Source organism: Actinomadura sp. NEAU-AAG7 (genome assembly GCF_018603865.1).
In the GTDB taxonomy this organism is placed as follows: Bacteria; Actinomycetota; Actinomycetes; order Streptosporangiales; family Streptosporangiaceae; genus Spirillospora; species Spirillospora litoris.
Window position 1 is genome coordinate 1,993,295 of the sequence record NZ_JAHFZY010000001.1, and the last position, 24,222, is coordinate 2,017,516.

Here is a 24,222-nt window from a genome sequence, read left to right on the forward strand (position 1 = left end):
CATGACAAACCCTGTGAGCAGGACGTATGAGGTGCGGCAGGCGACCGAGGACGACGTCGCTGAGCTGATGCGGTTGCGGGCGATGCTGTTCGTGAACCTCGGCGGCGAGTACTTCAACCCCTCCGACGGAGACGACGAGTGGCTCGTGGCGCTGGAGCGCGTCCTGAAGGAGAAGCTGGAGGACGACGACGCCCACATCCTCGTCGTGGACGGTGAGGACGGCCTCGCCGCGTGCGGCATCGGCACCATCGAGCAGTGGTTCCCCGGCCCGCACTCGCGGAACGGCCGGGTGGGGCACGTGGTCGGTGTCGTCACGGTGCCGGAGTACCGGCGGCGCGGGTACAGCCGGGCGATCATGGGGAGGCTGCTCGACTGGTTCAGGGAGCGCGACGTCGCCCGCGTGGACCTGTTCGCCTCGCACGACGGTTCGCCGCTCTACCGCGATCTCGGCTTCACCGACCACCCCGACCCGGCGCTGTACTGGCGTCCGTGAGGTACCGGTGGGTCGTTCTCGGCATCGCCACCTTCGCCCAGGCCGCGTCCAGCTTCTTCGTGCAGGGCATCGGGGCGATGGGGATCACGCTCCAGCGGGACCTGGACCTGAGCACCGCGCAGCTCGGGCTCCTGCTGTCGGCGGCCCAGTTCGCCCCGCTGATCGGGCTGGTGGTGGCGGGCGAGCTACTGGACCGCTACAACGAGCGCTGGGTCGTCGGCGCGGGCGCGTGCGTGGTCGCGGCGGGGCTCGGCGCGGGCAGCCTCGCGCCGGGCTACGCGGCGCTGCTCGGCGTCCTGCTGGTCGTCGGCGCCGGTTACAGCACCGCCCAGCCCGGCGGCAGCAAGGCCGTGGCGTCCTGGTTCGATGCGTCCCAGCGCGGGCTGGCGATGGGGCTGCGCCAGGCCGGGCTGCCGCTGGGCGGCGCGCTCGCGGCCGCCGTCCTGCCCCTGGTCGCCGATGTCCAGGGGTGGCGGACGGCGCTCGTGGTCGGCGGGTGCGTCGCGCTGGCGGGCGCCGCCGTCTTCATGGGCTTCTACCGGGCGCCGCCCCTGCCCGAGGCTCCCCGGGGCGAGAAGGTCACGCTGGCCACGCGGGTGCGGATGCTGCGCGAACCGTCCATGGTGAAGATCATGCTGTCGGGGACGAGCCTGATCTCGGTGCAGAGCGGGATCCTCGTCCTGACCGTGCTGTACCTCCACGACGTGACGGAGCTCGGCGCGGGCGCGGCGGCGCTCGTGCTCGTGGTGGCGCAGGGTGCGGGCGTGGCCGGACGGATCTGCATGGCGGCCTGGAGCGATCGCGTCGGGTCCGGGCGCTACGCGTCCGTGATGATCTGCATGGTCGCCGTGGTCGCGGGGATGGCGGCGCTGGCCACGCCGCTCGGACGGGCGGCGCCGACGGCCTGCCTGCTGTTCGTCTGGCTGGGTTTCTTCGGATACGGCTGGTACGGCCCCTGGGTCGCCTACGTCGCCGAGTCGGCGCCGCCGGGCAAGACGGGCTTCGCGCTGGGGCTGGCCATGTCGGTGAACCAGATCGCGATCATCCTCGCGCCGCCCCTGCTGGGGCTGCTGAGGGACGCCACCGGCGGTTTCACGCCGGTGTGGGGCGTCCTCGCCGCGATGACCGGCGTCGCGCTGGCGGTCACGGCACGCGCGCAGCGCCGTCCGTGCGCCGTCTAGTCCAGGGCGCGCCCTGAACGACCTCGGCCGTCACGCGAAGCGATGCCGCGCCCGCCAGGGCGGTGGGCCGGGGCTCCATCAAGCCGGCGTGGGGTGGACGGTCCCGGTGACCTCGCCGAGCGAGATCAGCGAGCCGGACGCGCCCGGCGCCTTCGCGCGGATCGTGACCGTGTCGCCGTCCTCCAGGAAGGTGCGCTTGGTGCCGTCGTCCAGTTCCAGGGGCTCGCGGCCGTTCCACGACAGTTCGAGGAGGCAGCCGCGCTGGTCCCGCTCGGGCCCGGAGACCGTCCCGGACGCGAACAGGTCGCCGGTGCGCAGCGGCGCGCCGTTCACCGTGGCGTGCGCGAGCTGCTGCGGCGACGTCCAGTACATCGACGCGAACGGCGGGCGGGACGCGACCTGCCCGTTGATCAGCACCTCCAGGTGCAGGTCGAGCCCCCACGGCTCCGCGCAGCGCAGGTAGGGGAGCGGGGCCGGGTCCTGGACGGGCGGGGTCACGCGCGCGGGCTCCAGCGCGGCCACCGGCACCACCCACGGCGAGATCGACGTCGCGAACGACTTGCTCAGGAAGGGGCCGAGCGGCTGCGACTCCCAGCTCTGCAGGTCGCGGGCGCTCCAGTCGTTCACCAGTACGAACCCGAACACGTGGTCGCGGAACGCCGAGGTCGGGACGCCGCGTCCGGCCGGGGAGGGCACCCCGGCGACGAACCCGACCTCGGCCTCGAAGTCGAGGCGGAGCGAGGGCCCGAACACCGGCTCCGCCTCGCCGGGCGTCCTGCGCTGGCCGGCCGGGCGGATGATCGGCGTCCCGGACGGGTACACCGTGCCCGCCCGGCCGTGGTAGGCGACGGGCAGCCGCTTCCAGTTGGGCGTCAGCGAGTCGCTGTTGGGGCGGAAGATCCGGCCGACGTTCGTGGCATGGTGCACGGAGGAGTAGAAGTCGGCGTAGTCGGCGACCTCGAAGGGCCGCAGCAGCTTGACGTCCGCGACCGGGATCAGGTGCGGCTCGACCCGGGGGCGGTGCGCCTCGTCGGTCAGCAGCTCGACGAGCCGGGCGCGGTTGGCCCGCCACGAGGCGGGGCCCGCCACCATGAAGGCGTTCAGCGACCCCGACGCGAAGCAGCGCCGGTCGTCGATCAGCCCGGCGGCCGACAGCCCGGCCAGGTCGAGTACGTGCTCCCCGATGGCGACGCCCACGCGGGGCAGCTCCCCCGGACGCGAGAACACCCCGTAGGGCAGGTTCTCGACCCCGAAGCCGCCTTCCTCGCTGACCTCAACCCACGAAACGGTCGTCATGGAGAGGTACCTTCCCCCGCGCCCGGGCATCTGATCTGACCGGGAGCCTCCGGATCCGTCCGGGACCGGCCGACAGTACAGCCACAAAGGTCGGTAAAAGCCGCGAAAGGCGCGCGGCTACTCGGCGGGCGGGACGGGGGAGCTGCGGAAGCTGCCGGACGGCGGCGGGTTCCAGGTCAAGATCGGGAGGTCGTCGGACTCCTCGCCGTCGGAGCCGGCGGCAGGGTCGGTGGCTGGGTCGGCGGCGCGGCGGGTGTCCCGGTCGTCGGCGGCGTCCGGGTCCTCCGCGCGGTCGGCGGGCGGACCGTCGTGCTCCTCGCCGTCCGCCGCGTGGGTGCCCGAAGGACGCGGCGGGGGCATGACCAGGTCGGGACGGGTCGTGCGGGTCGACCTCGGCTCCCGGGCCGGGGACTTGGCGGGGTCCCGCACCAGCTCGACGTCGGTGGGGAGCGTGGCGGGCGGCCCGATCGCGAGCGGGCCGAGGCCGGGGATGTGGTCGACCTCGGGTGCGGGCTCGGGCTCGGGCGGCGTCTCCGGCGCGGCGGGCGCCCGGAGTTCGGGCGGTGCCTCCGGCTCGGGCCGCGTTTCGAGTTCCGGCCGCGCCTCGGGTTCGGGGGGCGCCTCCAGTTCGGGGCGGGCCTCGGGGACCGGAGCGGGCTCGATGACCTTGACGTGGCCGCGCTGGCCCTCCACGGGCTCCGGCTCCCCGGCGGCCGGGCGGGCCGTCCTGATCTGCTTGAACATCGTCAGCCAGAGCCAGAGCGCGATCACCAGGATGGCGTGCGGCGCCACCGCCACGCCCACCCGCAGCGGGTCGCCCGAGAGGTCGTCGAAGCCGCGCAGCGAGTGCTGGACGGAGATCGCCGCGACCCCCGCGACCAGCACGAGCAGCAGCGTCCAGCGCAGCAGCCGCGTCCACCAGCGCGCGTTCCGGGTGATGACCAGCGACAGGATCGTCAGCGCGGTGAGCGCGTCGGCCATCGCGGGGTAGATCGGCGCCCAGCGGCGGCTCGCGCGTCCCTCGATCGCGAGGTCGCGCAGCAGGTCGTAGGTCAGCACGTAGGCGCCGCCCGCGAGCGCGGCGACGACGAGGCCGGCGGTCGCGGTGAGCAGCCGCCGCTGCACCGGCGTGTAGCGGGGAGCGCCGGGGCGGGTGGGATCAGATGGCATGGTTCTCGTTCCGGGGAGGGACGCGTGAGGGGACTCCAAGGTCGTCCCCACAGCGAGATTAGCCAGCCCCGAGGGCGGTTGACCCTGACTTCAACGCGATCAACGTCGTCATGTGCGCGTTAAGGGTAGAGACGTACGGTATGGAGGCAAGGGGTGGGTGACCCGGACCGCCGTACGGAGACCGGCGGGAGCCCGGATCGGCGACGTCCCGGGAGGAGGCGACGATGCCGTACTACAGGGTCGTGGGGGAGATCCCGCGCAAGCGCCACGTGCAGTTCCGCCGACCGGACGGCGGCCTGTACGCGGAGGAGCTGATGGGCGAGGAGGGATTCTCGTCCGATTCGAGCCTGCTGTACCACCGGCACGCCCCGACGGCGATCACCAGGAGCGAGGGCGTGCTGTCCGCCGAGGCGGAGCCGGCGCCGAACCATCCGCTGCGGCCGCGCGCCTACCGCACCCAGGACCTCCCTGAGGGAGACGACCTCGTCCTCGGCCGCCAGGTGCTGTTCGGCAACGAGGACGTACGGATCTCGTTCGCCGCGACCGCGGGCACGGGCGGCCCGAGCGAGCTGTACCGCGATTCCGTTGGGGCGGAGGTCGTGTTCCTCCAGACCGGGCGCGCCCGGGTGGAGACGATGTACGGCGCGCTCGACGTGTCCGAGGGCGACTATGTGGTCATTCCGACCGGGACGATCCACCGCTGGATACCGGAGGGGCCGGTGAAGGCCCTCGTGGTCGAGGCCCGGGGGCACGTCCGGCCGCCGGGGCGCTACCTGTCGCGGTACGGGCAGTTCCTGGAGCACGCCCCCTACAGCGAGCGCGACCTGCGCGGGCCGCTGGAGCCGGTGCTGGTGGAGGGCGGGGAGGTGCCGGTCCTCGTCCGCACCCGGGACGGCCTGTCGCGGCTGACCTACCTCCACCACCCGTTCGACGTGGTCGGCTGGGACGGCTGCCTCTACCCCTACGCCTTCGCCATCGCCGACTTCGAGCCGATCGTGAAGCGGACGCACGCTCCGCCGCCCGTCCACCAGACGTTCGAGGGCCCCGGGTTCGTGATCTGCTCGTTCTGCCCGAGGCCGCTGGACTTCGACGATGATGCGGTGCCGATCCCGTACAACCACCACAATGTGGATAGCGACGAGATGATGTTCTATGTGGGCGGTGACTACTCCGCGCGCAAGGGTTCGGGCATCGGTATCGGGTCGATCTCCCTGCATCCGTCCGGCTTCACGCATGGGCCGCAGCCGGGTGCGGTGGAGGCGGTGGTCGAGGGGGTGCGGCAGGGGCATGGCACCTCGACCGAGCTGGCCGTCATGATCGACACCTTCCGCCCGCTGCGGCTCGGCGCGGCGGCGCGGCGCTGCGAGGATCCCGAGTACGCGTGGACGTGGGCGCGCGCCGCCGGATGAGGCGCGCGACCGGATGAGACGAGACGACACGGAGCCACCAGGGGTGGGAAGAGACGACGACGAGCGGGCGGACGCGGAGGAGCGGCTCGGGGAGTTCGAGCGGGCCTTCGACGGCAGGGGCGGTTACCGGCGCGCCGTGGGGTGGCTGGTCCTGCTGGGCGCGGCGGTGGTGATGCTCCTCGCGGCGGCGATCGTGTTCACGGCCGCGGGGCTGTGGCGGCTCGGGGTGCCGGCGGCGCTGCTGGCGGCGGCCTGCGCGTTCGTCGCCGCGCCGGTCGCCAGGGGCGCGGCGCTGCGGCACGGGAACCGGGTGGTGAGCCTGTTCGGCGGCGGTCTGGCGGTGAGCGGCGGGCCGGAGGGCGAAGCCTCCTACACCTGGGACGAGCTGGTCTCGGTCACGCTCGCCGGGGTCCGGCGGGGGCGGCGGACGCGGTGGCGGCTCACGCTCCTCGCCGAGGACGGCCGCGTCCTGCGGTTCGGGGAGGAGCTGCCGGACGTCTCCGCCCTCGGTGAGGCGGTGGCGGCGGAGGCGGCGTCCCGGCAGGTCCCGCGCCATCTGGCGGCGGTGAAGGCGGGCGAGGAGGTGTGCCTCGGCCCGTTCACGGTGGACCTGGAGGGCGTCGGCAAGGAGGGCGAGCGGCTGCCGTGGCACGCCGTCCGGGACGTGGTGATCGAGAACGGCGTGGTCGCGGTGCGGACGCGCGGCGAGCGGACGGCCCTGGCCGCGATCGCGGGCCACATGCCGGACGCGCTGGTGTTCACCGCCCTGTGCTCGCAGGTCAAGGCGCTGAACGAGGGCCATCGCTAGTTTTTCGGGAAAACTTCGCGGGGGACGTCGAGAACGGCCGGACGGCTCCGATCCCCAGGTGCGCCCCGGCCGTCCGGGACGACATCGTCCGGCCCGGCCCGTCCGGGCGGCCCCTCGGGGCGCTGGACGACGCCTGAACACATGGGAATCGAAGGAGACGACGTGAAGTACATGCTGCTGATCTTCAACCGGCCCGGGTTCGTCGAGGAACTGACCGAGACCGAGCGCCAGGAGCTGTTCGCCGAGGTCGACTCGATCATGAAGGAGCTGGACGACCGGGGCGAGTGGGTCGGCGGGGAGGGGCTGGCCGACCCGTCGCAGACCAAGGTCGTCCGGGAGCGGGACGGGCTGCCCGCCGTGACCGACGGGCCGTTCCTGGAGGCCAAGGAGCACCTCGCCGGATACCTCACCGTCGACACCGAGACGCTGGAGCGGGCCGTCGAGATCGCCTCGCGGTGGCCGGACGTCCGGTACGGCGGGCGCATGGAGGTGCGGGCCGTCATGGAAGCCGCCGGGACGGAGATGTGACCGATCCGCTGGGCGTCGAGGACCTGCTGCGCGAGCTGGCGCCGCAGGTCCTGGGCGTGCTCGTCCGGCGGCACGGCGCGTTCGACGCCTGCGAGGACGCCGTGCAGGAGGCGCTGCTCGCCGCCGCCCTCCAGTGGCCGGAGGAGGGCGTGCCGGAGAAGCCGCGCGGCTGGCTGCTGACCGTCGCGACCCGGCGGCTCACCGACCAGTGGCGCAGCGAGAGCGCGCGCCGCGACCGCGAGGCGGCGGTCGCCGCGTGGGACCCGGCCGCCTCCTCCACCGGGCCCGAGCCGGGCGAGGACCAGCCCGGCGACCGCGACGACACGCTGACGCTGCTGTTCCTGTGCTGCCACCCCGCGCTGTCCCCGCCCTCGCAGGTGGCGCTGACGCTCCGCGCCGTCGGCGGCCTGACCACCGGGCAGATCGCCCGCGCGTTCCTGGTGCCCGAGACGACGATGGGCCAGCGGATCAGCCGGGCCAAGCAGAAGATCAAGTCGACCGGCGCGCGGTTCGGCATGCCGCCCGCCGGGGAGCGCGCGGAGCGGCTGCGGGCCGTCCTGCACGTCCTCTACCTGATCTTCAACGAGGGGTACACGGCCTCCAGCGGGCCCGACCTGCACCGCGCCGACCTCACCGCCGAGGCGATCCGGCTGACCCGCGCCCTGCACGCGCTGCTGGACGGCGACGGCGAGGTCGCCGGCCTGCTCGCGCTGATGCTGCTGACCGACGCCCGCCGCGCCGCGCGGACCGGGCCCGGCGGCCTGCTGATCCCGCTCACCGAGCAGGACCGGACGCGCTGGGACGCCGCCGCCATCGCCGAGGGCACCGCGCTGATCACCGACGCCCTCACCTGGTCGCCGCCGGGCCCGTACCAGTTGCAGGCCGCGATCGCCGCCGTGCACGCGGAGGCGGCGCGTCCGCAGGACACCGACTGGCCGCAGATCCTCTCGCTCTACCGGCTGCTCACCCGCGTCGCGCCCAACCCCATGGTCACGCTGAACGAGGCGGTGGCGCTGGCGATGGTGCGCGGCCCGCGCGCCGGCCTCGACCTGCTGGCGACCCTGGACGGCGACGAGCGCGTGTCCGGCCACCACCGGCTCGACGCCGTCCGCGCCCACCTGCTGGAGAGGGCCGGTGACACCGGCGCGGCGCGCGAGGCGTACCGGGCCGCCGCGCGGGCGACCACGAGCCTGCCCGAGAAGCGCTATCTGGAGTCCCGCGCCGCGGGCCTGAACGGAACGGATTGATCATGGACGTGCGCACGCTGAAGGTCCCCGGCGCCACCCTGCACTACGAGGTGCGCGGCGCCGGGCCCGTCCTCCTGCTCATCTGCGGAGGCGTCTACGACGCCGCCGGCTACGCGGGCCTCGCCGGGCTGCTCGCCGACCGGTACACGGTCGTCACCTACGACCGGCGCGGCAACTCGCGCAGCCCGCTGGACGGCGCCCCGGAGCCGCAGCGCGTCGAGGACCACGTGGACGACGCGTCCCGCGTCCTCCGCGAGGTCGGGGGCGGGCCCGCCCACGTCTTCGGCAACAGCGCGGGCGCGACGATCGCGCTCGGACTGGCCGCGCGGCACCCGGAGCAGGTCCGGACGGTCGTCGCGCACGAGCCGCCGTTCTTCACGCTGCTGCCGGACGCCCCGCACTGGCGGTCGGTCGTCCACGAGGTCAAGGACGTCTTCGCGGAGAGCGGCGCGGACGCCGCCATGGCCAGGTTCGGCGCGCTGACGAGCGGGGACGGCGACGACACCGCACCCCCGGAGGAGGCCGCGCCCCTGGAGGAGGCCGGGCCCCCGCAGGATCTCGACGCGGAGACGCTGGAGATGTTCGCGCGCTTCCAGAAGAACGCCGACTTCTTCTTCCCCTACGAGGTGTCGACGTTCGCCCGCGCCTCGCTGGACGAGGCGGCGCTGCGCTCGTCCGGCGTGCGGATCGTGCTCGTCGCGGGGGAGGCGTCGGAGGGGCAGCCCGCCCACCGGGCCGCGCACATCGCCGCCGAGCGCCTCGGGACGCGGGCCGAGACCTGGCCGGGCGACCACGGCGGCTTCGGAACCGAGGCCGAGGCGTTCGCGACCAGGCTGAACGCCCTGTTCGCCCCGGCGGGCGGCTGAGCGCGTTCCAGGAGCATGCCGCAGAGCGCCCCGCGGGCCCGCGGTCATCCAATAACCTGGCTTTGTGAGCTTGCGACTGTACGACACCGGCACCCGTAGCGTCCGTGCGTTCGAGCCCCTGGAAGAGGGCCGCGTGGGGATGTACGTGTGTGGGGCGACGCCGCAGTCCACCCCCCATATCGGCCATCTGCGCTCGGGCGTCATCTACGACGTGCTGCTGCGCTGGCTCCGCTCGTCCGGCTACGAGGTGACGGCCGTCCGCAACGTCACCGACATCGACGACAAGATCCTCGTGGTCGCGGCGGAGCGGGGCGTGCCCTGGTTCGCGATCGCCGAGGGCAACCAGCGGGCGTTCACCCAGGGCTACGACGTGCTCGGCTGCGTGCCGCCGACGATCGAGCCGCGCGCGACCGGGCACGTCCCCGACATGATCACGCTGATGCGGCGGCTGATCGAGCGGGGCCACGCCTACGCGGCGGGCGGCGACGTCTACTTCGACGTGGAGTCGTGGGCGGCGGAGTACGGGTCGCTGTCCAACCAGCGGCTGGAGAACATGCGCTCCGCCGGCGACACCCCCAACGAGGACTGCAAGCGCGACGCCCGCGACTTCGCCCTCTGGAAGGGCGCCAAGCCGGGCGAACCGTTCTGGGAGACGCCCTGGGGCCCCGGACGCCCCGGCTGGCACCTGGAGTGCTCGGCGATGTCCACCCGCTACCTCGGGCCCGAGTTCGACATCCACGGCGGCGGCGTCGACCTGATCTTCCCGCACCACGAGAACGAGATCGCGCAGTCGCGCGCGGCGGGCGACGCCTTCGCGCGCTACTGGCTGCACAACGGGCTGCTCACGGTGGACGGCGAGAAGATGAGCAAGTCCGTCGGCAACGTCGTCTCGCTGCCCGACCTGCTCGGCAAGGCCCGTCCCGCCGAGGTGCGGTACTACCTGGCCGCCGCGCACTACCGCTCGCTGATGGACTACACCGACGCAGCGCTGGTCGAGGCCGTCTCCGCCTACCAGCGCATCGAGGGGTTCGTCACGCGCGCCGCCGAGGTCGTCGGCCCCGGCACGGTGCCGCGGCAGGTGCCCGCCCCCTTCGCCGCCGCGCTGGACGACGACCTCGGCGTCCCGCAGGCGCTCGCGACCCTGCACGAGACCGTCCGGGAGGGCAACAGCGCCCTCGCCTCCGGTGACGAGGCGGTGGTCCGGGCGCGGCTGGCGTGCGTGCGGGCGATGGCCGACGTCCTCGGCCTCGACCCGCTGTCGGCCCAGTGGAACCAGACCGGCGGCGACGACCTGCGTCCCGTCGTGGACGCCCTGGTCGCCGTCGCCCTCGAACAGCGGCAGGCCGCCCGCGCCCGCAAGGACTACGGCGCCGCCGACGCCATCCGCGACAGCCTCGCCGAGGCGGGGATCGTCGTCGAGGACACCCCGCACGGCGCCCGCTGGGAACTGAAGCGGGCCTGACGTCCCGGGCCCGGCACGGTGCGCGAGGCGTGCCGGGTCACGGGTAAAATCGGACGGTCGAGGGCGTGAGCACAGGTGCCGCCCCGGAATCTGGGTCGCCCCGCCACGAGGGCGAGCGAGCAGCGATCGTCGCGAGGGGCGTACCAGCATGGCCAAGCGCAAGGGCAAGGGACCCACTCCCAAGGCCGAGGACCGGCACTGGCACGGCAAGCGCCAGAAGGCCCGCGCCGTCAAGAGCGCCAAGCGGACCGGGACCACCACGGTCGGCCCGCGCGGGCGCGCCGCGTCCGCCGAGCCGCAGCGGGCGAGCCGTCCCGCCGGTGCCCGCCGCGCGAACGGCGAGGTCCCCGAGCTGGTCACCGGCCGCAACCCGGTGGTCGAGGCGCTGCGCGCGCGCGTGCCCGGCAGCGCCCTGTACGTCACCTCCGGCACCGACGAGCGGGTCCGCGAGTCGATCCAGCTCGCCGCCGACCGCGGCATCCCGCTGCTGGAGACGGGCAAGAACGAACTCGACCGGCTCACCGACGGCGCCGTCCACCAGGGCATCGCGCTCCAGGTCAGGCCGTACCGCTACGCGCACCCCGACGACCTGCTGACCGGCACGTCCCCGCTGATCGTCGCGGTGGACGGCATCACCGACCCGCGCAACCTCGGCGCGATCGTCCGCTCCGCCGCCGCGTTCGGCGCCTCCGGCGTCGTCGTGCCCGAGCGGCGCGCCGCCGGGGTCAACGCGGGCGCGTGGAAGGCGTCCGCCGGGACGCTCGCGACCCTCCCGGTCGCGCGGGCCACGAACCTGTCCCGGCAGCTCAAGGCCTACCAGAAGGCGGGCTGCTTCGTCGCTGGCCTGGACGCCGCCGGCGGCGTCACGGTCGCCGACCTGGAGGTCGCCTCCGGCCCGTTCGTGCTGGTCGTCGGCTCGGAGGGCAAGGGCCTCGGACGGCTGGTCGCCGACACCTGCGACATGCTCGTCACGATCCCGATGCCGGGCCGGGCCGAGTCCCTCAACGCGGGGGTCGCGGCGGGCATCGCGCTGTACGAGATCAGCCGCCTCCGCACCTGAGGCCACGCCGCCCCCTAAGGCCAGGCCGCCCCTTGAGGCCACGCCGCGCCCCGAGGCCAGGCCGCCCCGAGGCCAGGCCGCGCCTGGGACCACGCCGCGCCTGGGACCACGCCGCGCCTGGGACCACGCCGCGCCTGGGACCACGCCGCGCCTGAGGCCAGGCCGCGCCTGAGGCCAGGCCGCGCCTGAGGCCAGGCCGCCCCTGAGGCCGGGCCGCGCCTGAGGCCGGGCCGCGCCTGAGACCACGCTGCGGTTGAGGCGATGCCGCGCTTGAGGCGATGCCGCCCCTGCCGCCGCGGTGCGCCTGAGGGGGCGCGGTGCGCCTGAGGGGGCGTTCGGGCTTGGTGTCGCACATGTCCCTTCTGTCGCGGAAATAATCTCAACGTTCAGAGACTTGACGTCGATGTAGCCGAATTTGGCTCAACGTTGAGATTATTAACCGTGAGGGGTTGATCCCATGACCGCCGTCCCGGCCCCCCGGGGGCAGCGCGGCCGCTACCTCGGCGACCTCGCGCTCACGGCCCTCGCGCCGGCGAGTTGGGGCACCACCTACGTCACCACCACCACGCTCCTCCCCGACGACCGCCCCTGGCTCGCCGCCACGATGCGGGCCCTGCCCGCCGGGCTCGTCCTGCTCGCCGTGAACCGCCGCCTGCCCAAGGGCGAGTGGTGGTGGAAGGCGGCCGTGCTCGGCGTCCTCAACTTCGGCGCGTTCTTCCCCCTGCTGTTCTTCGCCGCCTACCGGCTGCCCGGCGGGGTCGCGGCCACGATCGCCTCCGTCCAGCCGCTGGTCGTGGCGTTGCTGTCGCTGCCGGTACTGCGGGTCCGCCCCGCGCGCGCCGTCCTGTTCTCCGCCCTGGTCGGGACGGGCGGCGTCGCGCTGCTGACGCTGTCGGCCGAGGCCCGGCTCGACCCGCTCGGCATCGCCGCCATGCTCGTCGCGACCTCGATGATGGCGGTGGCGATCGTCCTCGCCAAGAAGTGGGGCAGCCCCGAGTCGCCGCTGGTGATGGCCGGCTGGCAGCTCACGGTCGGCGGCCTGGTCATCGTGCCGTTCCTGGTCGCGTTCGAGGGCCTCCCGCCGACGCTGACGGGCGAGAACGTGCTGGGCTTCACCTACATCGGCGCCATCGGCACCGGCACCGCGTACGCGCTGTGGTTCCGGGGCATCGGACGGCTCGCGCCGACCTCGATCTCCCTGCTCGGCCTCACCAACCCGCTGGTCGCGACCCTCGCGGGCCTGACCATCCTCGGGGAGACGCTCACCGCGGGGCAGGCCGCCGGGTTCGCGATCGCGCTCGGCGCCCTGGTGGCGGGCCAGGCCCTCGGCCGGCGCTCGGCCCTGCCCGCACCGGTCACACCTCCGCCCGGAACGGCCGCACCTCGATCGGAAGCCGGGTCGCCTGCGCATACCGCGCCGCCCACCACAGCGCCGCGTCCAGATCCTCGACCCGGATGACCGTGATCCCGCCGAGGTACTCCGGGGCCACCACGTACGGCCCGTCCGAGGCGATCACCTGCTCCGCCTCGGCCCGGACGACCGTGCTGGCCTCCGGCGGGTACAGCCCGGCGCCGAACACCCACGCCTCCGCCGCCTCCAGCTCCCGCCGGATCTCCGCCAGCTCCGCCATCACCCCCACCAGGAACTCGGGGGGCGGTGGCTCCCCCTCCGGCTGGAACATGTTCAGCGCGTAGAGCTTCATCGGTCCCCCTAGTCCCGCATCGCGACCCGTCACCGGCCGCGCCGTCCCCGCCCCCGCGAAGACGTCCCCAGGGGTCACTTCCCCGTCCCCGCCCATGCTCACCCGGTAACCCCCGAGCGAGGCCCCCGCCGAGTCGACTACGATGCACGACGAACACGCCGACGTAGCTCAATTGGCAGAGCATCTGTCTTGTAAACAGAAGGTTAGGGGTTCAAGTCCCCTCGTCGGCTCCAGGTGAAGGCCCTTTTCGATCTTGGGAGTGCGGGGATGGATTGGGGCGCCTTCCAGAGCGCCTGGCATGAGCGCGGATGCCGCGCCGTGGCGGGCCTCGCGGAGGCGAATCCGGGCGAGTCGCTGTACGCCGCCGCCTTCCATCTCTCCTATCTGGACGGCGAGCAGATCCTCCCCTCGGCGCTGGCCGTCAACGCCGAGGCGGCGGTGCGCGAGGAGCACGGGTACTCGACGCGATTCCTCCCTCCGGAGTGGCGGTGGGACGTGCTGGGCGCCGAGGAGATGGCGCCGTGGTATCGCCGCCTGACGGAGGAATACCTGGTGCCCGCCTCGGGCGATGCGGAACGTGACGCGGCGATGGTCGCGCTTGGGGCGGCGCACGACGCCGCGCTCGCCGAGGTCTGCAAAGCGATGACCGCGACGGCGCGCCGGGGCGGCATTCACGCGGCGCTTCCACCCGGGTTCGTCGTCGCCGTCCTCGAAGGGCAACGGGAGGACGAGGAGGCCGTCCTCATCCGGCGGAGCGTCGACCCGGCGGTGCTGGCGACCGTTCCCGAACTGGCCGATCACCTGCGGCTGCTTGAGGACGCCTGACCCCCGCGGGCGCGGCCGCGCGGGAAATTCCGCTTCACCGGGACGGGCGGCCCCCCGTATTTCGTTGGGCCTGAATACCGAGTTCGGGCGTGACCGCTGCTCAGCGTATTGATCATCTTTATTTCTCCTTCAATTTCACAGTTGTGAAAATTCGTGTCTCGTTGAATGCATTGACACGTTCCGGTGCGGCGGGGTGCACTTCGGGACAGCTCATCGGATGAGTTGCATGTCCCCAGTCCTCGCCCGGCAGACAGGACGCGGCGGAGCGCTCCCAAGCCTCGGCTCCGCGCGCCCTCGGATGGCGGGCCCGTCGAAGGAGCATCCCTGTGAGACACCAGACCGCGATCGGGGCGACGGCACTGGCCGTCGGCCTCGCCGTGGCGATGTCCGCCCCCGCCACAGGAGCGACCTCCGGTACCGCGAAGGCGGCCAAGCCGGACCCCCGCTCTCTTGCCGCCGCGTCGGCCGACACCTTCGTCACCTCCCAGCCCGCGGCGTTCAAGACCGCGCCCAAGGACAAGATCTTCCGGACCAACGTGACGTCCGGCCTGCGCGGGCTCCAGCACGTGGAGTACCAGCGCACCTACGACGGCCTGCCGGTGTACGGCGGCGACTTCGTCGTCACGACCAACGCGTCCGGCGGTGTGCTGAGCTCGTCGGTCAACCAGACCGAGGCGCTCAACGTGGGGACGAAGGCGACCGTCACGGCCGCGCAGGCCGCGCGGGTCTCGCGCGCCAAGGTCTCCAGGGTCTCCACCGTCTCCTCCCCGCGCCTCACGGTGCTGGCCGAGGGCTCGGGACGGCTGGTCTACGAGACGGTCGTGAGCGGTCACCAGAAGCGCGCCGAGACCAAGCTGCACGTGATGGTGGACGCCAAGTCCGGAAAGGTCGTCAAGACCTGGGACGAGGTCCGCGACGCGGCCGACGACCAGAGCAACTACCACGGCACCGTCGACCTCAGCACGGCCGCCACCTCGATGACCGACCCGCAGCGTCCCGGCCACCAGTGCGGCGGCCAGGGCGGTTCCGCCTACACCGGCACCGACAGCGCCTGGGGCAATGGCAGCGGCACCAATCTGGAGACCGCGTGCGTGGACGTGCTGTACGCGGTCCAGAAGGAATGGGACATGCTCAAGGCATGGCTCGGCCGCAACGGCACCAATGGCAACGGGCGCGGGTTCCCCGCGCGTGTGGGCCTGAGTGACGTCAACGCCTACTGGAACGGCAGCTACACCAACTTCGGCCACAACCAGGCCAACAACAAGCAGGCCACCTCGGTCGACGTCGTCGGCCACGAGAACGGCCACGCCGTCTTCACCAACACCCCGGGCGGCGACGGCGGCGGCGGCAACGAGAAGGGCGGGATGAACGAGTCGGCCGGCGACATCTTCGGCGCGCTGACCGAGCACTACATCAACGAGCCCGCCCAGTACGACCCGCCGGACTACCTGGTCGGCGAGGAGGTCGACCTGGTCGGCCAGGGCCCGATCCGCAACATGTACAACCCGGGTGCGAAGGGCGACCCGAACTGCTACTCCTCCTCCATTCCGAGGACGGAGGTGCACAAGGCCGCCGGCCCGCAGAACCACTGGTTCTACCTGCTGGCCGAGGGCTCGAACCCGACCAACGGGAACCCGACGAGCCCGACCTGCAACAACTCCACCGTCACCGGCATCGGCATCCAGAAGGCCGGCCAGATCTTCATGGGCGGCCTCAACAAGAAGGTCAGCAGCTGGACCCACGCCCGCGCGCGGGTCGCGACCGTCCAGGCCGCCAAGGAGCTGTTCGCCGGCTCCTCGGCCGAGTGCAACGCGGTCAAGTCGGCCTGGTCCGCCGTGAGCGTTCCCGCGCAGAGCGGCGAGCCGGCCTGCTGATCCGGCACGACCGGCACGACAACTGAATGGCTTTTCGAAAAGGGACGTCCCAAGGCTCTCGCCCGTGACCGCCGCCGAATCCCCCGCCGGCAGGCGGCCGAGTCTGGCAACGTCCCCCCGGACACGTCCGGTACGGCCCCGCTCCGTACCGGACGTGTTCCCTTTTCCGCGGCCGGCCGGGGTCAGTGGTGGTGCGGCGTCGGGGTCTCGTCGAAGATCAGCCAGGTGCGGGTGGAGCGGACGCCCTCGACCGCGTGGATGCGGCCGAGCACGACGTCGCGCAGGGACGCGTTGTCGGGCGTCCGGACGAGCATGACGAGGTCGACGTCGCCGCCCACGAACGCCAGGTGCTGGATGTAGGGGACCTCGCGGAGCTGCGCCGACACCTTGCGCCAGGAGTTCTGCTCGATGTTGACCAGCACGTAGGCGGCGGTGCCGAGGCCCGCGCGGACGGGGTCGACGCGGGCGGTGAACCCGGCGATGACGCCCTCCTCGATCAGGCGTTCGACGCGCGCGTAGGCGTTGGAGCGGGAGACGCTGACCCGCTCGGCGAGGGCGCGCATCGACAGCCGCCCGTCGGCGGTCAGCTCGCGGAGGAGGGCGCGGTCGACGTCGTCCAGGGACGCCGCCGATCGTCCCGGCGGGGTCGGGGAGGCCGCGCTCTCCGAAGACAGATGGTCCATGTTGGCTCCGGTTGAGGGCAGGTCGTCCTGGATTCCGGCCGACTCTTGAGACTTATGGCCGACCTGTTTCATATTCCTACCACCGATGGAAAATGAGGAGGTGGGGGCGTATGGCGGGTCCACGTCCGAAGGCGCCGCTCCCCTCGCCGGCGGGGCGGTCCACGGCGGAGGGGCGATCCCCCTCGGCGGAGGAGCTGCTTCCCTCGGCGGAGCCGGTGCGGTTCCTGACCGATTCAGGCGCGGTGGTGCGGCGGCGGTCCGCCTACCGGGCGCCGGACGAGGCGCTGCTGCGCCGCGCGTACCGCAGGATGGTCATCGGCCGGCGGTTCGACGCCCAGGCCACGGCGCTCACCAAGCAGGGGCGGCTGGCGGTGTACCCGTCCAGCCACGGCCAGGAGGCGTGCCAGATCGGCGCGGTGCTCGCGCTGAACGAGGACGACTGGCTGTTCCCGACGTACCGGGAGTCGATGGCGCTGGTGGCGCGGGGCATCGACCCCGTCGAGGTGCTCGCGCTGCTGCGCGGGAACGCGCACTGCGGGTACGACCCCGAGCGGCACCACACGGCGCCGCAGTGCACGCCGCTGGCGACGCAGTCCGTCCACGCGGCGGGCCTCGCCTACGCCGAACGCCGCAAGGGGACCGGCCGCGTCGCGCTCGCCTGCGTCGGCGACGGCGCGACCAGCGAGGGCGACTTCCACGAGGCGCTCAACTTCGCCGCCGTCTTCAAGGCGCCGGTCGTGTTCCTCGTCCAGAACAACCAGTACGCCATCTCCGTGCCGCTGGACCGGCAGACCGCCGCGCCCTCGCTCGCCCACAAGGGCGTCGGCTACGGCGTGCGCTCGGAAAGGGTGGACGGGAACGACCCGGTCGCGGTTCTGGCCGTGCTCGGGGCCGCCGTCGAGCACGCGCGGTCCGGAGACGGGCCGTTCCTCGTCGAGGCGTGCACGTACCGGCTTGAGGCCCACACGAACGCCGACGACCCGTCCCGCTACCGGACGGAGGGCGAGGCCGCGCGATGGCGGCGGCGCGACCCGGTCGCGCGCCTGGAGGCCCATCTGCGGCGGCGCGGCCTCCTCACCGACGAGGACGTCGAGGCGTGCGCGGCGGAGGCGGAGGAGTTCGCCTCCCGGCTGCGCGAGCGGATGAACGCCGACCCCGAACTCGTCCCGCTCGGGATGTTCGACCACGTCTACGGCACCCCGACCCCGCAGCTCGACGAGCAGCGGGCGCTGCTGCGCACCGAGCTGGAGGCAGAGGAGGCGCTGCCGTGACGACGACCGCGACGACCAGCACGACCAGCACGACCACCATGGCGCAGGCCCTCAACGCCGCGCTCCGCGACGCGATGGACGGCGACGACCAGGTCGTCGTCTTCGGCGAGGACGTCGGCGCGCTCGGCGGGGTCTTCCGCGTCACCGACGGCCTGACCGACAAGTTCGGCGACGACCGCTGCTTCGACACCCCGCTCGCCGAGGCGGGGATCGTGGGATTCGCCGTCGGCATGGCGATGGGCGGGTTCCGGCCCGTCGTGGAGATGCAGTTCGACGCGTTCGCCTACCCGGCGTTCGAGCAGATCGCCTCCCATGTCGCGAAGACGCGCAACCGCACGCGCGGGCAGGTGGGGCTGCCGCTGGTCATCCGCATTCCCTACGCGGGCGGGATCGGCGGCGTCGAGCACCACTGCGATTCCAGCGAGGGCTACTACGCCCACACCCCGGGTCTGAAGGTCGTCACCCCCGCGACCGTGGCGGACGCGTACTCGCTGCTCCGCGAGGCCATCGAGGACCCCGATCCCGTCATCTTCCTGGAACCGAAGAAGCTGTACTGGTCCAAGGCGGACGTCGCGCTGCCCGCCCGCGCGGAGCCGTTCGGCCGCGCCGCGATCCGCCGGTCCGGCGCCGACGCGACGCTCGTCGCCTACGGGCCGAGCGTGCCGGTGGCGCTGGAGGCCGCCGAGGCCGCCGCGGGCGAGGGCTGGGACCTGGAGGTCGTCGACCTCCGGACGATCGTCCCGTTCGACGACGCCACGGTCGTCGCGTCCGTCCGCAGGACCGGACGCTGCGTCGTCGTCAGCGAGGCCGCCGGGTTCGCCGGGGTCGGCGCGGAGGTCGCGGCCCGCGTCCAGGAGCGCTGCTTTCACAGCCTCCAGGCGCCGGTGCTGCGCGTGACCGGCTTCGACATCCCCTACCCGCCGCCGATGCTGGAGCGCCACCACCTGCCGAACGTCGACCGGATCCTCGACGCGCTCGACCGGCTGCAGCGCGACGACGAGCCCGACACGCGGTTCCTGGGCGGTGCCGCGTGACCGCGACGGTCTTCAACCTGCCCGACCTCGGCGAGGGGCTGACCGAGGCCGAGATCCTGGAGTGGAAGGTGGCGGTCGGCGACCCGGTCACCGTCGACCAGAGCGTCGTCGAGGTCGAGACCGCCAAGGCCGCCGTGGACGTCCCGATCCCGATCGCGGGCGTCGTGGCCCGGCTCTACGCCGACGCCGGGTCGGTGGTCGGCGTCGGCGCGCCGCTGATCGAGATCACCCTCCGGGAGGGCGCCGGCGAGCGGTACCGGGAGGAGGAGCGGGCCGGTTCCGGCAACGTCCTCGTCGGCTACGGGACGAGCGACGGCGCCTCCCGCCGGTCGCGCCGCCGCGCCGCCCGTCCGGAGACCGCGCCCGTCCCCGCGCCCGTGCCCGCGCCCGTGTCCGCGCCCGCACCCGTGCCCGCGCCGAAGCCGGGTGCCGAGGCGCCGCGGGTCATCTCGCCGGTGGTGCGGCGGCTGGCGAAGGAGCACGGCGTCGACGTCGCCGCGATCGAGGCGAGCGGGCCCGGCGGCGTCGTGCTGCGGCGCGACGTCGAGGCCGCGATCGCCAGGCCCGAGCCGCCGGAGGAGACCCCGGACGTCGTGCGCATCCCGCTCAGGGGGACGCGGCGCGCGATCGCCGAGAAGCTCGTGCGCAGCCGCAGCGAGATCCCCGACGCGAGCACCTGGGTGGACGTCGACGCGACACCGCTGGTGGAGTTGAGGGAGCGCATCGGCCGCGCCGACCCGGACGCGCGCGTCGGCACGCTGGCGCTGCTCGCCCGGATCTGTGTGGCGGGCCTGCGGCGATACCCGCAGCTCAACGCCCATGTGGACGCCGAGCGCGAGGAGATCGTCCAGTCGTCCCGGATCCATCTCGGGTTCGCCGCGCAGACCGGGCGGGGCCTGGTGGTGCCGGTGGTCCGCGACGCGCAGTCCCTCACGCTCGCCGAACTCGCGGCGGCGCTCAGGCGGCGCACCGACGACGCCCGCGAGGGACGCCTCACCCCCGCCGACCTCACCGGCGGGACGTTCACGCTGAACAACTACGGCGTCTTCGGGGTGGACGGCTCGAACCCCATCCTCAACCACCCCGAGGCCGCCATGCTCGGCGTCGGGCGGATCGTGGACCGGCCGTGGGCGTTCGAGGGCGAGGTGCGGCTGCGGAAGGTCGCGCAGCTCTCGTTCACCTTCGACCACCGGATCTGCGACGGGGGCGTCGCGGGCGGCTTCCTGAGGTTCGTCGCCGACTGCGTCGAGCGTCCCGAACTCCTCGTCACCCGCCTGTAGCGCGGGGGTTGCGCAGCCCGTCGAAGGCGACCTTGCAGATGGCGTCGGCGAGTTGCGCGCCGCCCGCGCGGCCGCGTGGGCGGTACCACTCGACGAGCGAGTTGACCAGGCCGAACAGCAGCCGGGCAGTGATCGCGGGGTCGATGTCGGGGCGGATGTCGCCCTCGGCCTCGGCCTGCGCGACCAGCCCGGAGACCAGCCGGTCGAACTCGCGGCGGCGGGCCAGCGCGCGCTTCTCGACAGCGGTGTTGCCGCGCACGCGCAGCAGCAGCGTGACGAACGGGAGCCGCTCGACCAGGACGGCGACGCTGGCGCGGACCAGGTGCTCCAGCCGGTCGATCGCGCGGCCCGGCGCGGCGGCGGCCTCCTCGGCGGCGGCGAACAGGCCGTCGAGGGCGCGGTCGACGGCGAGTTGGAGCAGTTCGTCCTTGCCGGTGACGTGGTGGTAGATCGCGGACTTGCTGATCCCGAGCCGCCGGGCGAGGTCGTCCATGCTGGTGCCGTCGTAGCCGCGCTCGTTGAACACCGTCACCGCGACCGCGAGCAGCCTCTCCCGGTCGTATCCGGGCCGCCCGCGCCGCCGGGTCGCGCGGCCGTCACCCACCTCGCCCACCTCGCTCACCGCGGCATTATCGCAGCAGGCGGCGGCCCGGCGGCCCGGCGCGGCCTTCTCAGCGGCCCGGCACCGAGGTACGATACTTACTGAACGGACGGTCGGTAATTCCACGACTCCGAGGGTTTTCCGAGGACGAGGAGGGCTCGCCCATGGCTCCGCTGCCCAGCTACGTGTCCGGCGCCTGGCACATACCGCCGGACGAGGGGGCGCCGCTCACCGACGCGGTGACGGGCGAGGAGATCGGGCGGATCTCCACCGCGGGCATCGACATGGGCGCCGCGCTCGCGCACGGGCGGCTCGTCGGCGGCCCGGCGCTGGGCGAGCTGACCTTCCACCAGCGCGCCGTCCTGCTCAAGGCGCTGGCCCTGCACCTGCGCGAGCACCGCGAGGAGCTGTACGCGCTGTCCGCGCGGACGGGCGCGACGCTCGCCGACTCGCGGATCGACGTGGACGGCGGCATCGGCGTCCTGCTGTCGTACGCGAGCAAGGGCAAGCGCGAGCTGCCGAACGACACCGTCCTGGTCGACGGGGACGTGGAGCCGCTGAGCAAGGGCGGCACCTTCTCCGGACGGCACATCTGCTCGCCGCTCCAGGGCGTCGCCGTGCAGATCAACGCGTTCAACTTCCCGATGTGGGGCCCGCTGGAGAAGTTCGCGCCCGCGTTCCTCGCCGGGATGCCGAGCCTCGTCAAGCCCGCGAGCCAGACCGCCTACCTCACGGCGCGGCTGGTGGAGCTGATCGTCGCGTCCGGCATCCTGCCCGCCGGGACGCTCCAGTTCGTCTGCGGCGACGCCGGCGACCTGCTCGACCATCTGACCGAGCAGGACCTCGTCGCGTTCACCGGGTCGGCCTCGACCGCGCTGCGGCTGCGGACGCACCCGGTGGTGGCCGGTCGGTCGGTCCGCTTCAACGCCGAGGCCGACTCGCTGAACTGCGCGATCCTCGGCCCGGACGCGCGTCCGGGGACGGCGGAGTTCGACCTGTTCGTCAAGCAGCTCGTCACCGAGATGACGGTGAAGGCGGGCCAGAAGTGCACGGCGATCCGGCGCGCGATCGTCCCGGCCGACCTGGTCGACGACGTCGCGCAGGCGGCGGGGGAGCGGCTCGCTCGCGTGACCGTGGGCAACCCGTCCAACCCGGACGTGCGGATGGGCGCGCTCGCCACGCTCGAACAGCGCGAGGAGGTCCGCCGGAGCCTGAAGGCGCTGACGGACGCCGGACGGATCGTGTTCGGCGACCCCGAGCGGGTCGAGGTGCTCGACGCCGACGCCGAGCGCGGCGCGTTCCTGTCGCCGGTCCTGCTGCGCGCCGACGACCACGGGCGCGCCGAGCCGCACGAGGTCGAGGCGTTCGGGCCGGTCGCGACGCTGCTGCCCTACTCCTCCACGCGGGAGGCGGTCGCGCTCGCGGCCCGGGGGCGCGGCAGCCTGGTCGGCTCGGTCGTCACCGCCGACCCGGGCTTCGCGCGGCAGGTCGTGATCGGCGCGGCGCCCTGGCACGGGCGGCTGCTCGTGCTGAACGAGGAGGACGCGAAGGAGTCCACCGGGCACGGCTCGCCGCTGCCGACGCTGGTGCACGGCGGCCCGGGACGCGCCGGGGGCGGCGAGGAGATGGGCGGCGTGCGCGGCGTCATGCACCACATGCAGCGCACCGCCGTGCAGGGCTCGCCGTCGATGCTCACGGCGATCACCGGGCGCTGGACGCAGGGCTCGCCGCGCGCGCGGGGCGACGTCCACCCGTTCCGCAAGCACCTGGAGGACCTGCGGATCGGCGACACGGTCGTCGCCGGCCCCCGCCCGGTCACGCTGGCCGACATCGAGCACTTCGCGGACTTCACCGGCGACACCTTCTACGCCCACATGGACGAGGAGGCCGCGCGGGCGAACCCGTTCTTCGGCGGCCGGGTCGCGCACGGCTACCTCGTGGTGTCGTTCGCGGCGGGGCTGTTCGTCTCGCCCGAGCCCGGCCCCGTCCTCGCCAACTACGGGCTGGAGAACCTGCGGTTCCTCGCGCCGACGTTCCCGGGCGACGAGCTGACGGTGGCGCTCACCGCCAAGCAGATCACCCCGCGCGAGAACGCCGACTACGGCGAGGTCCGATGGGACACCGAGGTCACCCGGCAGGACGGCGAGGTCGTCGCGAAGTACGACGTCCTGACACTGGTGGCCAAGCGCGAGGCCGCCGAGCCGAAGGAGGTCTGACGTGGATCCGGAGAAGGGCTTCGAGCAGACGATCGAGCGCGACCAGCGGATCGAGCCGCGCGACTGGATGCCCGACCGGTACCGCACGACGATGGTCCGGCAGATCGCGCAGCACGCCCACTCGGAGATCATCGGGATGCAGCCCGAGGGGGAGTGGATCACCCGCGCGCCCTCGCTGCGCCGCAAGGCGATCCTGCTCGCCAAGGTGCAGGACGAGGCGGGCCACGGCCTCTACCTCTACTCGGCCGCCGAGACGCTCGGCGCCGACCGCACCGACCTCACCGAGAAGCTGATCGAGGGCCGGCAGAAGTACTCCTCGATCTTCAACTACCCCACGCTGTCGTTCGCCGACGTCGGGGTGATCGGCTGGCTCGTGGACGGTGCCGCGATCTGCAACCAGGTGCCGCTGTGCCGCAGCTCCTACGGCCCCTACGCGCGGGCGATGATCCGGATCTGCAAGGAGGAGTCGTTCCACCAGCGGCAGGGGTACGAGCTGCTGATGACGCTGATGCGCGGGACGGACGCCCAGCGCGAGATGGTGCGGAACGCGGTGGACCGCTGGTGGTGGCCGTCGCTGATGATGTTCGGCCCGCCCGACGCCGACTCGACGCACACCGCGCAGTCGATGGCCTGGAAGATCAAGCGGCACACCAACGACGAGCTGCGGCAGCGGTTCGTGGACATGACCGTCCCGCAGGCCGAGGCGCTCGGCGTCACGCTTCCCGACCCCGACCTGCGCTGGAACGAGGAGCGCGGGCACCACGACTTCGGCGAGATCGACTGGTCGGAGCTGAAGCGGGTGATCAGCGGCGACGGCCCCTGCAACGCCGAGCGGATCGCGACGCGCCGGGCCGCGCACGAGGAGGGCGCCTGGGTGCGCGCGGCGGCCTCCGCCCACGCCGCGAAGGCGAAGACGAGGGAGGTCGCGTGATGGAGAAGGACTGGCCGCTGTACGAGGTGTTCGTCCGGGGGAAGCGGGGCCTGAACCACGTGCACGTCGGCTCGCTCCGCGCGCCCGACGACGAGATGGCGCTGCGGAACGCGCGCGACCTCTACACCCGGCGCAACGAGGGCGTGAGCATCTGGGTCGTGCGGGCGCGGGACATCACCGCGTCCAGCCCGGACGAGAAGGACCCGTTCTTCGCCCCCAGCGGCGACAAGGTCTACCGGCATCCGACGTTCTACGACATCCCCGAGAACGTCCCGCACATGTGA

Annotated in this window: 23 protein-coding genes and 1 tRNA gene; 19 read left to right on the forward strand and 5 right to left on the reverse strand. The window is 73.2% G+C overall.

Features of this window, described 5'->3' with window-relative positions:
• The first annotated feature begins 1 nt into the window (after nt 1).
• Both KLI87_RS39880 and KLI87_RS09150 read left to right on the forward strand, forming a co-directional pair.
• Nucleotides 2-493: a GNAT family N-acetyltransferase gene (locus KLI87_RS39880; RefSeq protein ID WP_250903508.1), complete on the forward strand. Its 492-nt coding sequence runs from the start codon at nt 2-4 to the stop codon at nt 491-493.
• Complete coding sequence (locus tag KLI87_RS09150; protein ID WP_308165910.1) at nt 490-1,674, forward strand: MFS transporter; 1,185 nt, start codon at nt 490-492, stop codon at nt 1,672-1,674. Before KLI87_RS39880 ends, KLI87_RS09150 begins: the two co-directional genes overlap by 4 nt.
• 78 nt (nt 1,675-1,752) lie before the next feature.
• Here KLI87_RS09150 and fahA read toward each other — a convergent pair whose 3' ends face one another.
• Together fahA and KLI87_RS40940 are read right to left on the reverse strand one after the other, a co-directional pair.
• Nucleotides 1,753-2,970, reverse strand: a complete 1,218-nt coding sequence (gene fahA, locus KLI87_RS09155; protein WP_156221515.1) for a fumarylacetoacetase — start codon at nt 2,968-2,970, stop codon at nt 1,753-1,755.
• A gap of 117 nt (nt 2,971-3,087) precedes the next feature.
• Nucleotides 3,088-4,140, reverse strand: a complete 1,053-nt coding sequence (locus KLI87_RS40940; RefSeq protein ID WP_214616525.1) for a DUF2637 domain-containing protein — start codon at nt 4,138-4,140, stop codon at nt 3,088-3,090.
• A gap of 224 nt (nt 4,141-4,364) precedes the next feature.
• On the opposite strand from KLI87_RS40940, the gene KLI87_RS09165 reads away from it, so the two are divergent.
• The 8 genes from KLI87_RS09165 (at nt 4,365) to KLI87_RS09200 (ending at nt 12,979) form a co-directional block, all read left to right on the forward strand.
• Nucleotides 4,365-5,549, forward strand: a complete 1,185-nt coding sequence (locus tag KLI87_RS09165) for a homogentisate 1,2-dioxygenase (protein WP_214616526.1) — start codon at nt 4,365-4,367, stop codon at nt 5,547-5,549.
• 43 nt (nt 5,550-5,592) lie between these two features.
• On the forward strand, nt 5,593-6,357 hold the full coding sequence (locus KLI87_RS09170) for a DUF6585 family protein (protein ID WP_214616527.1): 765 nt from the start codon (nt 5,593-5,595) through the stop codon (nt 6,355-6,357).
• A gap of 171 nt (nt 6,358-6,528) precedes the next feature.
• Nucleotides 6,529-6,885, forward strand: coding sequence for a YciI family protein (locus KLI87_RS09175; protein ID WP_156221604.1), 357 nt, complete (start codon nt 6,529-6,531; stop codon nt 6,883-6,885).
• Entirely contained in the window at nt 6,882-8,132 is a 1,251-nt protein-coding gene (locus tag KLI87_RS09180) for a DUF6596 domain-containing protein (RefSeq protein ID WP_308165911.1), read from the forward strand. The genes KLI87_RS09175 and KLI87_RS09180 overlap by 4 nt, the downstream gene beginning before the upstream one ends.
• Before the next feature lie 2 nt (nt 8,133-8,134).
• The gene (locus KLI87_RS09185; protein WP_214616528.1) at nt 8,135-8,998 is read left to right on the forward strand and encodes an alpha/beta fold hydrolase; all 864 of its coding nucleotides are present in this window, start codon (nt 8,135-8,137) and stop codon (nt 8,996-8,998) included.
• A 64-nt stretch (nt 8,999-9,062) separates the two neighbouring features.
• On the forward strand, nt 9,063-10,460 hold the full coding sequence (gene cysS / locus KLI87_RS09190; RefSeq protein WP_214616529.1) for a cysteine--tRNA ligase: 1,398 nt from the start codon (nt 9,063-9,065) through the stop codon (nt 10,458-10,460).
• A gap of 148 nt (nt 10,461-10,608) precedes the next feature.
• Nucleotides 10,609-11,520: a 23S rRNA (guanosine(2251)-2'-O)-methyltransferase RlmB gene (gene rlmB / locus KLI87_RS09195; protein ID WP_214616530.1), complete on the forward strand. Its 912-nt coding sequence runs from the start codon at nt 10,609-10,611 to the stop codon at nt 11,518-11,520.
• A gap of 457 nt (nt 11,521-11,977) precedes the next feature.
• A complete protein-coding gene (locus tag KLI87_RS09200) occupies nt 11,978-12,979 on the forward strand; it encodes a DMT family transporter (RefSeq protein WP_214616531.1) in 1,002 nt (333 codons plus the stop codon).
• Here the strand turns inward: KLI87_RS09200 and KLI87_RS40945 are convergent.
• Nucleotides 12,876-13,223 (reverse strand): YciI family protein, encoded by a 348-nt coding sequence (locus KLI87_RS40945; RefSeq protein ID WP_156221524.1) that lies wholly within the window; start codon nt 13,221-13,223, stop codon nt 12,876-12,878. The genes KLI87_RS09200 and KLI87_RS40945 overlap by 104 nt on opposite strands.
• A 157-nt stretch (nt 13,224-13,380) precedes the next feature.
• Here KLI87_RS40945 and KLI87_RS09210 point away from each other — a divergent pair.
• From KLI87_RS09210 to KLI87_RS09220, 3 genes are all read left to right on the forward strand, one after another.
• Nucleotides 13,381-13,456 (forward strand) — tRNA-Thr (locus KLI87_RS09210).
• Nucleotides 13,457-13,490: 34 nt separating this feature from the next.
• Complete coding sequence (locus KLI87_RS09215) at nt 13,491-14,048, forward strand: DUF4303 domain-containing protein (RefSeq protein WP_214616532.1); 558 nt, start codon at nt 13,491-13,493, stop codon at nt 14,046-14,048.
• 326 nt (nt 14,049-14,374) lie between these two features.
• The gene (locus tag KLI87_RS09220) at nt 14,375-15,922 is read left to right on the forward strand and encodes a M4 family metallopeptidase (RefSeq protein ID WP_308165912.1); all 1,548 of its coding nucleotides are present in this window, start codon (nt 14,375-14,377) and stop codon (nt 15,920-15,922) included.
• Between the two features lie 182 nt (nt 15,923-16,104).
• Here KLI87_RS09220 and KLI87_RS09225 read toward each other — a convergent pair whose 3' ends face one another.
• The gene (locus KLI87_RS09225) at nt 16,105-16,605 is read right to left on the reverse strand and encodes an Lrp/AsnC family transcriptional regulator (RefSeq protein ID WP_156221526.1); all 501 of its coding nucleotides are present in this window, start codon (nt 16,603-16,605) and stop codon (nt 16,105-16,107) included.
• A 110-nt stretch (nt 16,606-16,715) separates the two neighbouring features.
• Between KLI87_RS09225 and pdhA the strand changes: the two genes are divergently transcribed.
• Genes pdhA through KLI87_RS09240 form a run of 3 tightly spaced genes read left to right on the forward strand, consistent with a single transcriptional unit; the run spans nt 16,716 to nt 20,190 of the window.
• Nucleotides 16,716-17,876, forward strand: a complete 1,161-nt coding sequence (pdhA, locus tag KLI87_RS09230; protein WP_214616533.1) for a pyruvate dehydrogenase (acetyl-transferring) E1 component subunit alpha — start codon at nt 16,716-16,718, stop codon at nt 17,874-17,876.
• 38 nt (nt 17,877-17,914) lie between these two features.
• Nucleotides 17,915-18,910, forward strand: coding sequence for an alpha-ketoacid dehydrogenase subunit beta (locus KLI87_RS09235; protein ID WP_214616678.1), 996 nt, complete (start codon nt 17,915-17,917; stop codon nt 18,908-18,910).
• On the forward strand, nt 18,907-20,190 hold the full coding sequence (locus tag KLI87_RS09240; protein ID WP_214616534.1) for a dihydrolipoamide acetyltransferase family protein: 1,284 nt from the start codon (nt 18,907-18,909) through the stop codon (nt 20,188-20,190). The genes KLI87_RS09235 and KLI87_RS09240 overlap by 4 nt, the downstream gene beginning before the upstream one ends.
• Here KLI87_RS09240 and KLI87_RS09245 read toward each other — a convergent pair.
• Entirely contained in the window at nt 20,177-20,812 is a 636-nt protein-coding gene (locus KLI87_RS09245) for a TetR/AcrR family transcriptional regulator (protein ID WP_308165913.1), read from the reverse strand. The two genes, KLI87_RS09240 and KLI87_RS09245, sit on opposite strands and share 14 nt — an antisense overlap.
• Before the next feature lie 143 nt (nt 20,813-20,955).
• Between KLI87_RS09245 and paaZ the strand changes: the two genes are divergently transcribed.
• Genes paaZ through paaB form a run of 3 tightly spaced genes read left to right on the forward strand, consistent with a single transcriptional unit; the run spans nt 20,956 to nt 24,222 of the window.
• Entirely contained in the window at nt 20,956-23,007 is a 2,052-nt protein-coding gene (paaZ, locus tag KLI87_RS09250) for a phenylacetic acid degradation bifunctional protein PaaZ (RefSeq protein WP_156221530.1), read from the forward strand.
• A 1-nt stretch (nt 23,008) separates the two neighbouring features.
• On the forward strand, nt 23,009-23,938 hold the full coding sequence (gene paaA, locus KLI87_RS09255; protein ID WP_214616535.1) for a 1,2-phenylacetyl-CoA epoxidase subunit PaaA: 930 nt from the start codon (nt 23,009-23,011) through the stop codon (nt 23,936-23,938).
• Nucleotides 23,938-24,222 (forward strand): 1,2-phenylacetyl-CoA epoxidase subunit PaaB, encoded by a 285-nt coding sequence (gene paaB, locus KLI87_RS09260; RefSeq protein ID WP_214616536.1) that lies wholly within the window; start codon nt 23,938-23,940, stop codon nt 24,220-24,222. The genes paaA and paaB overlap by 1 nt, the downstream gene beginning before the upstream one ends.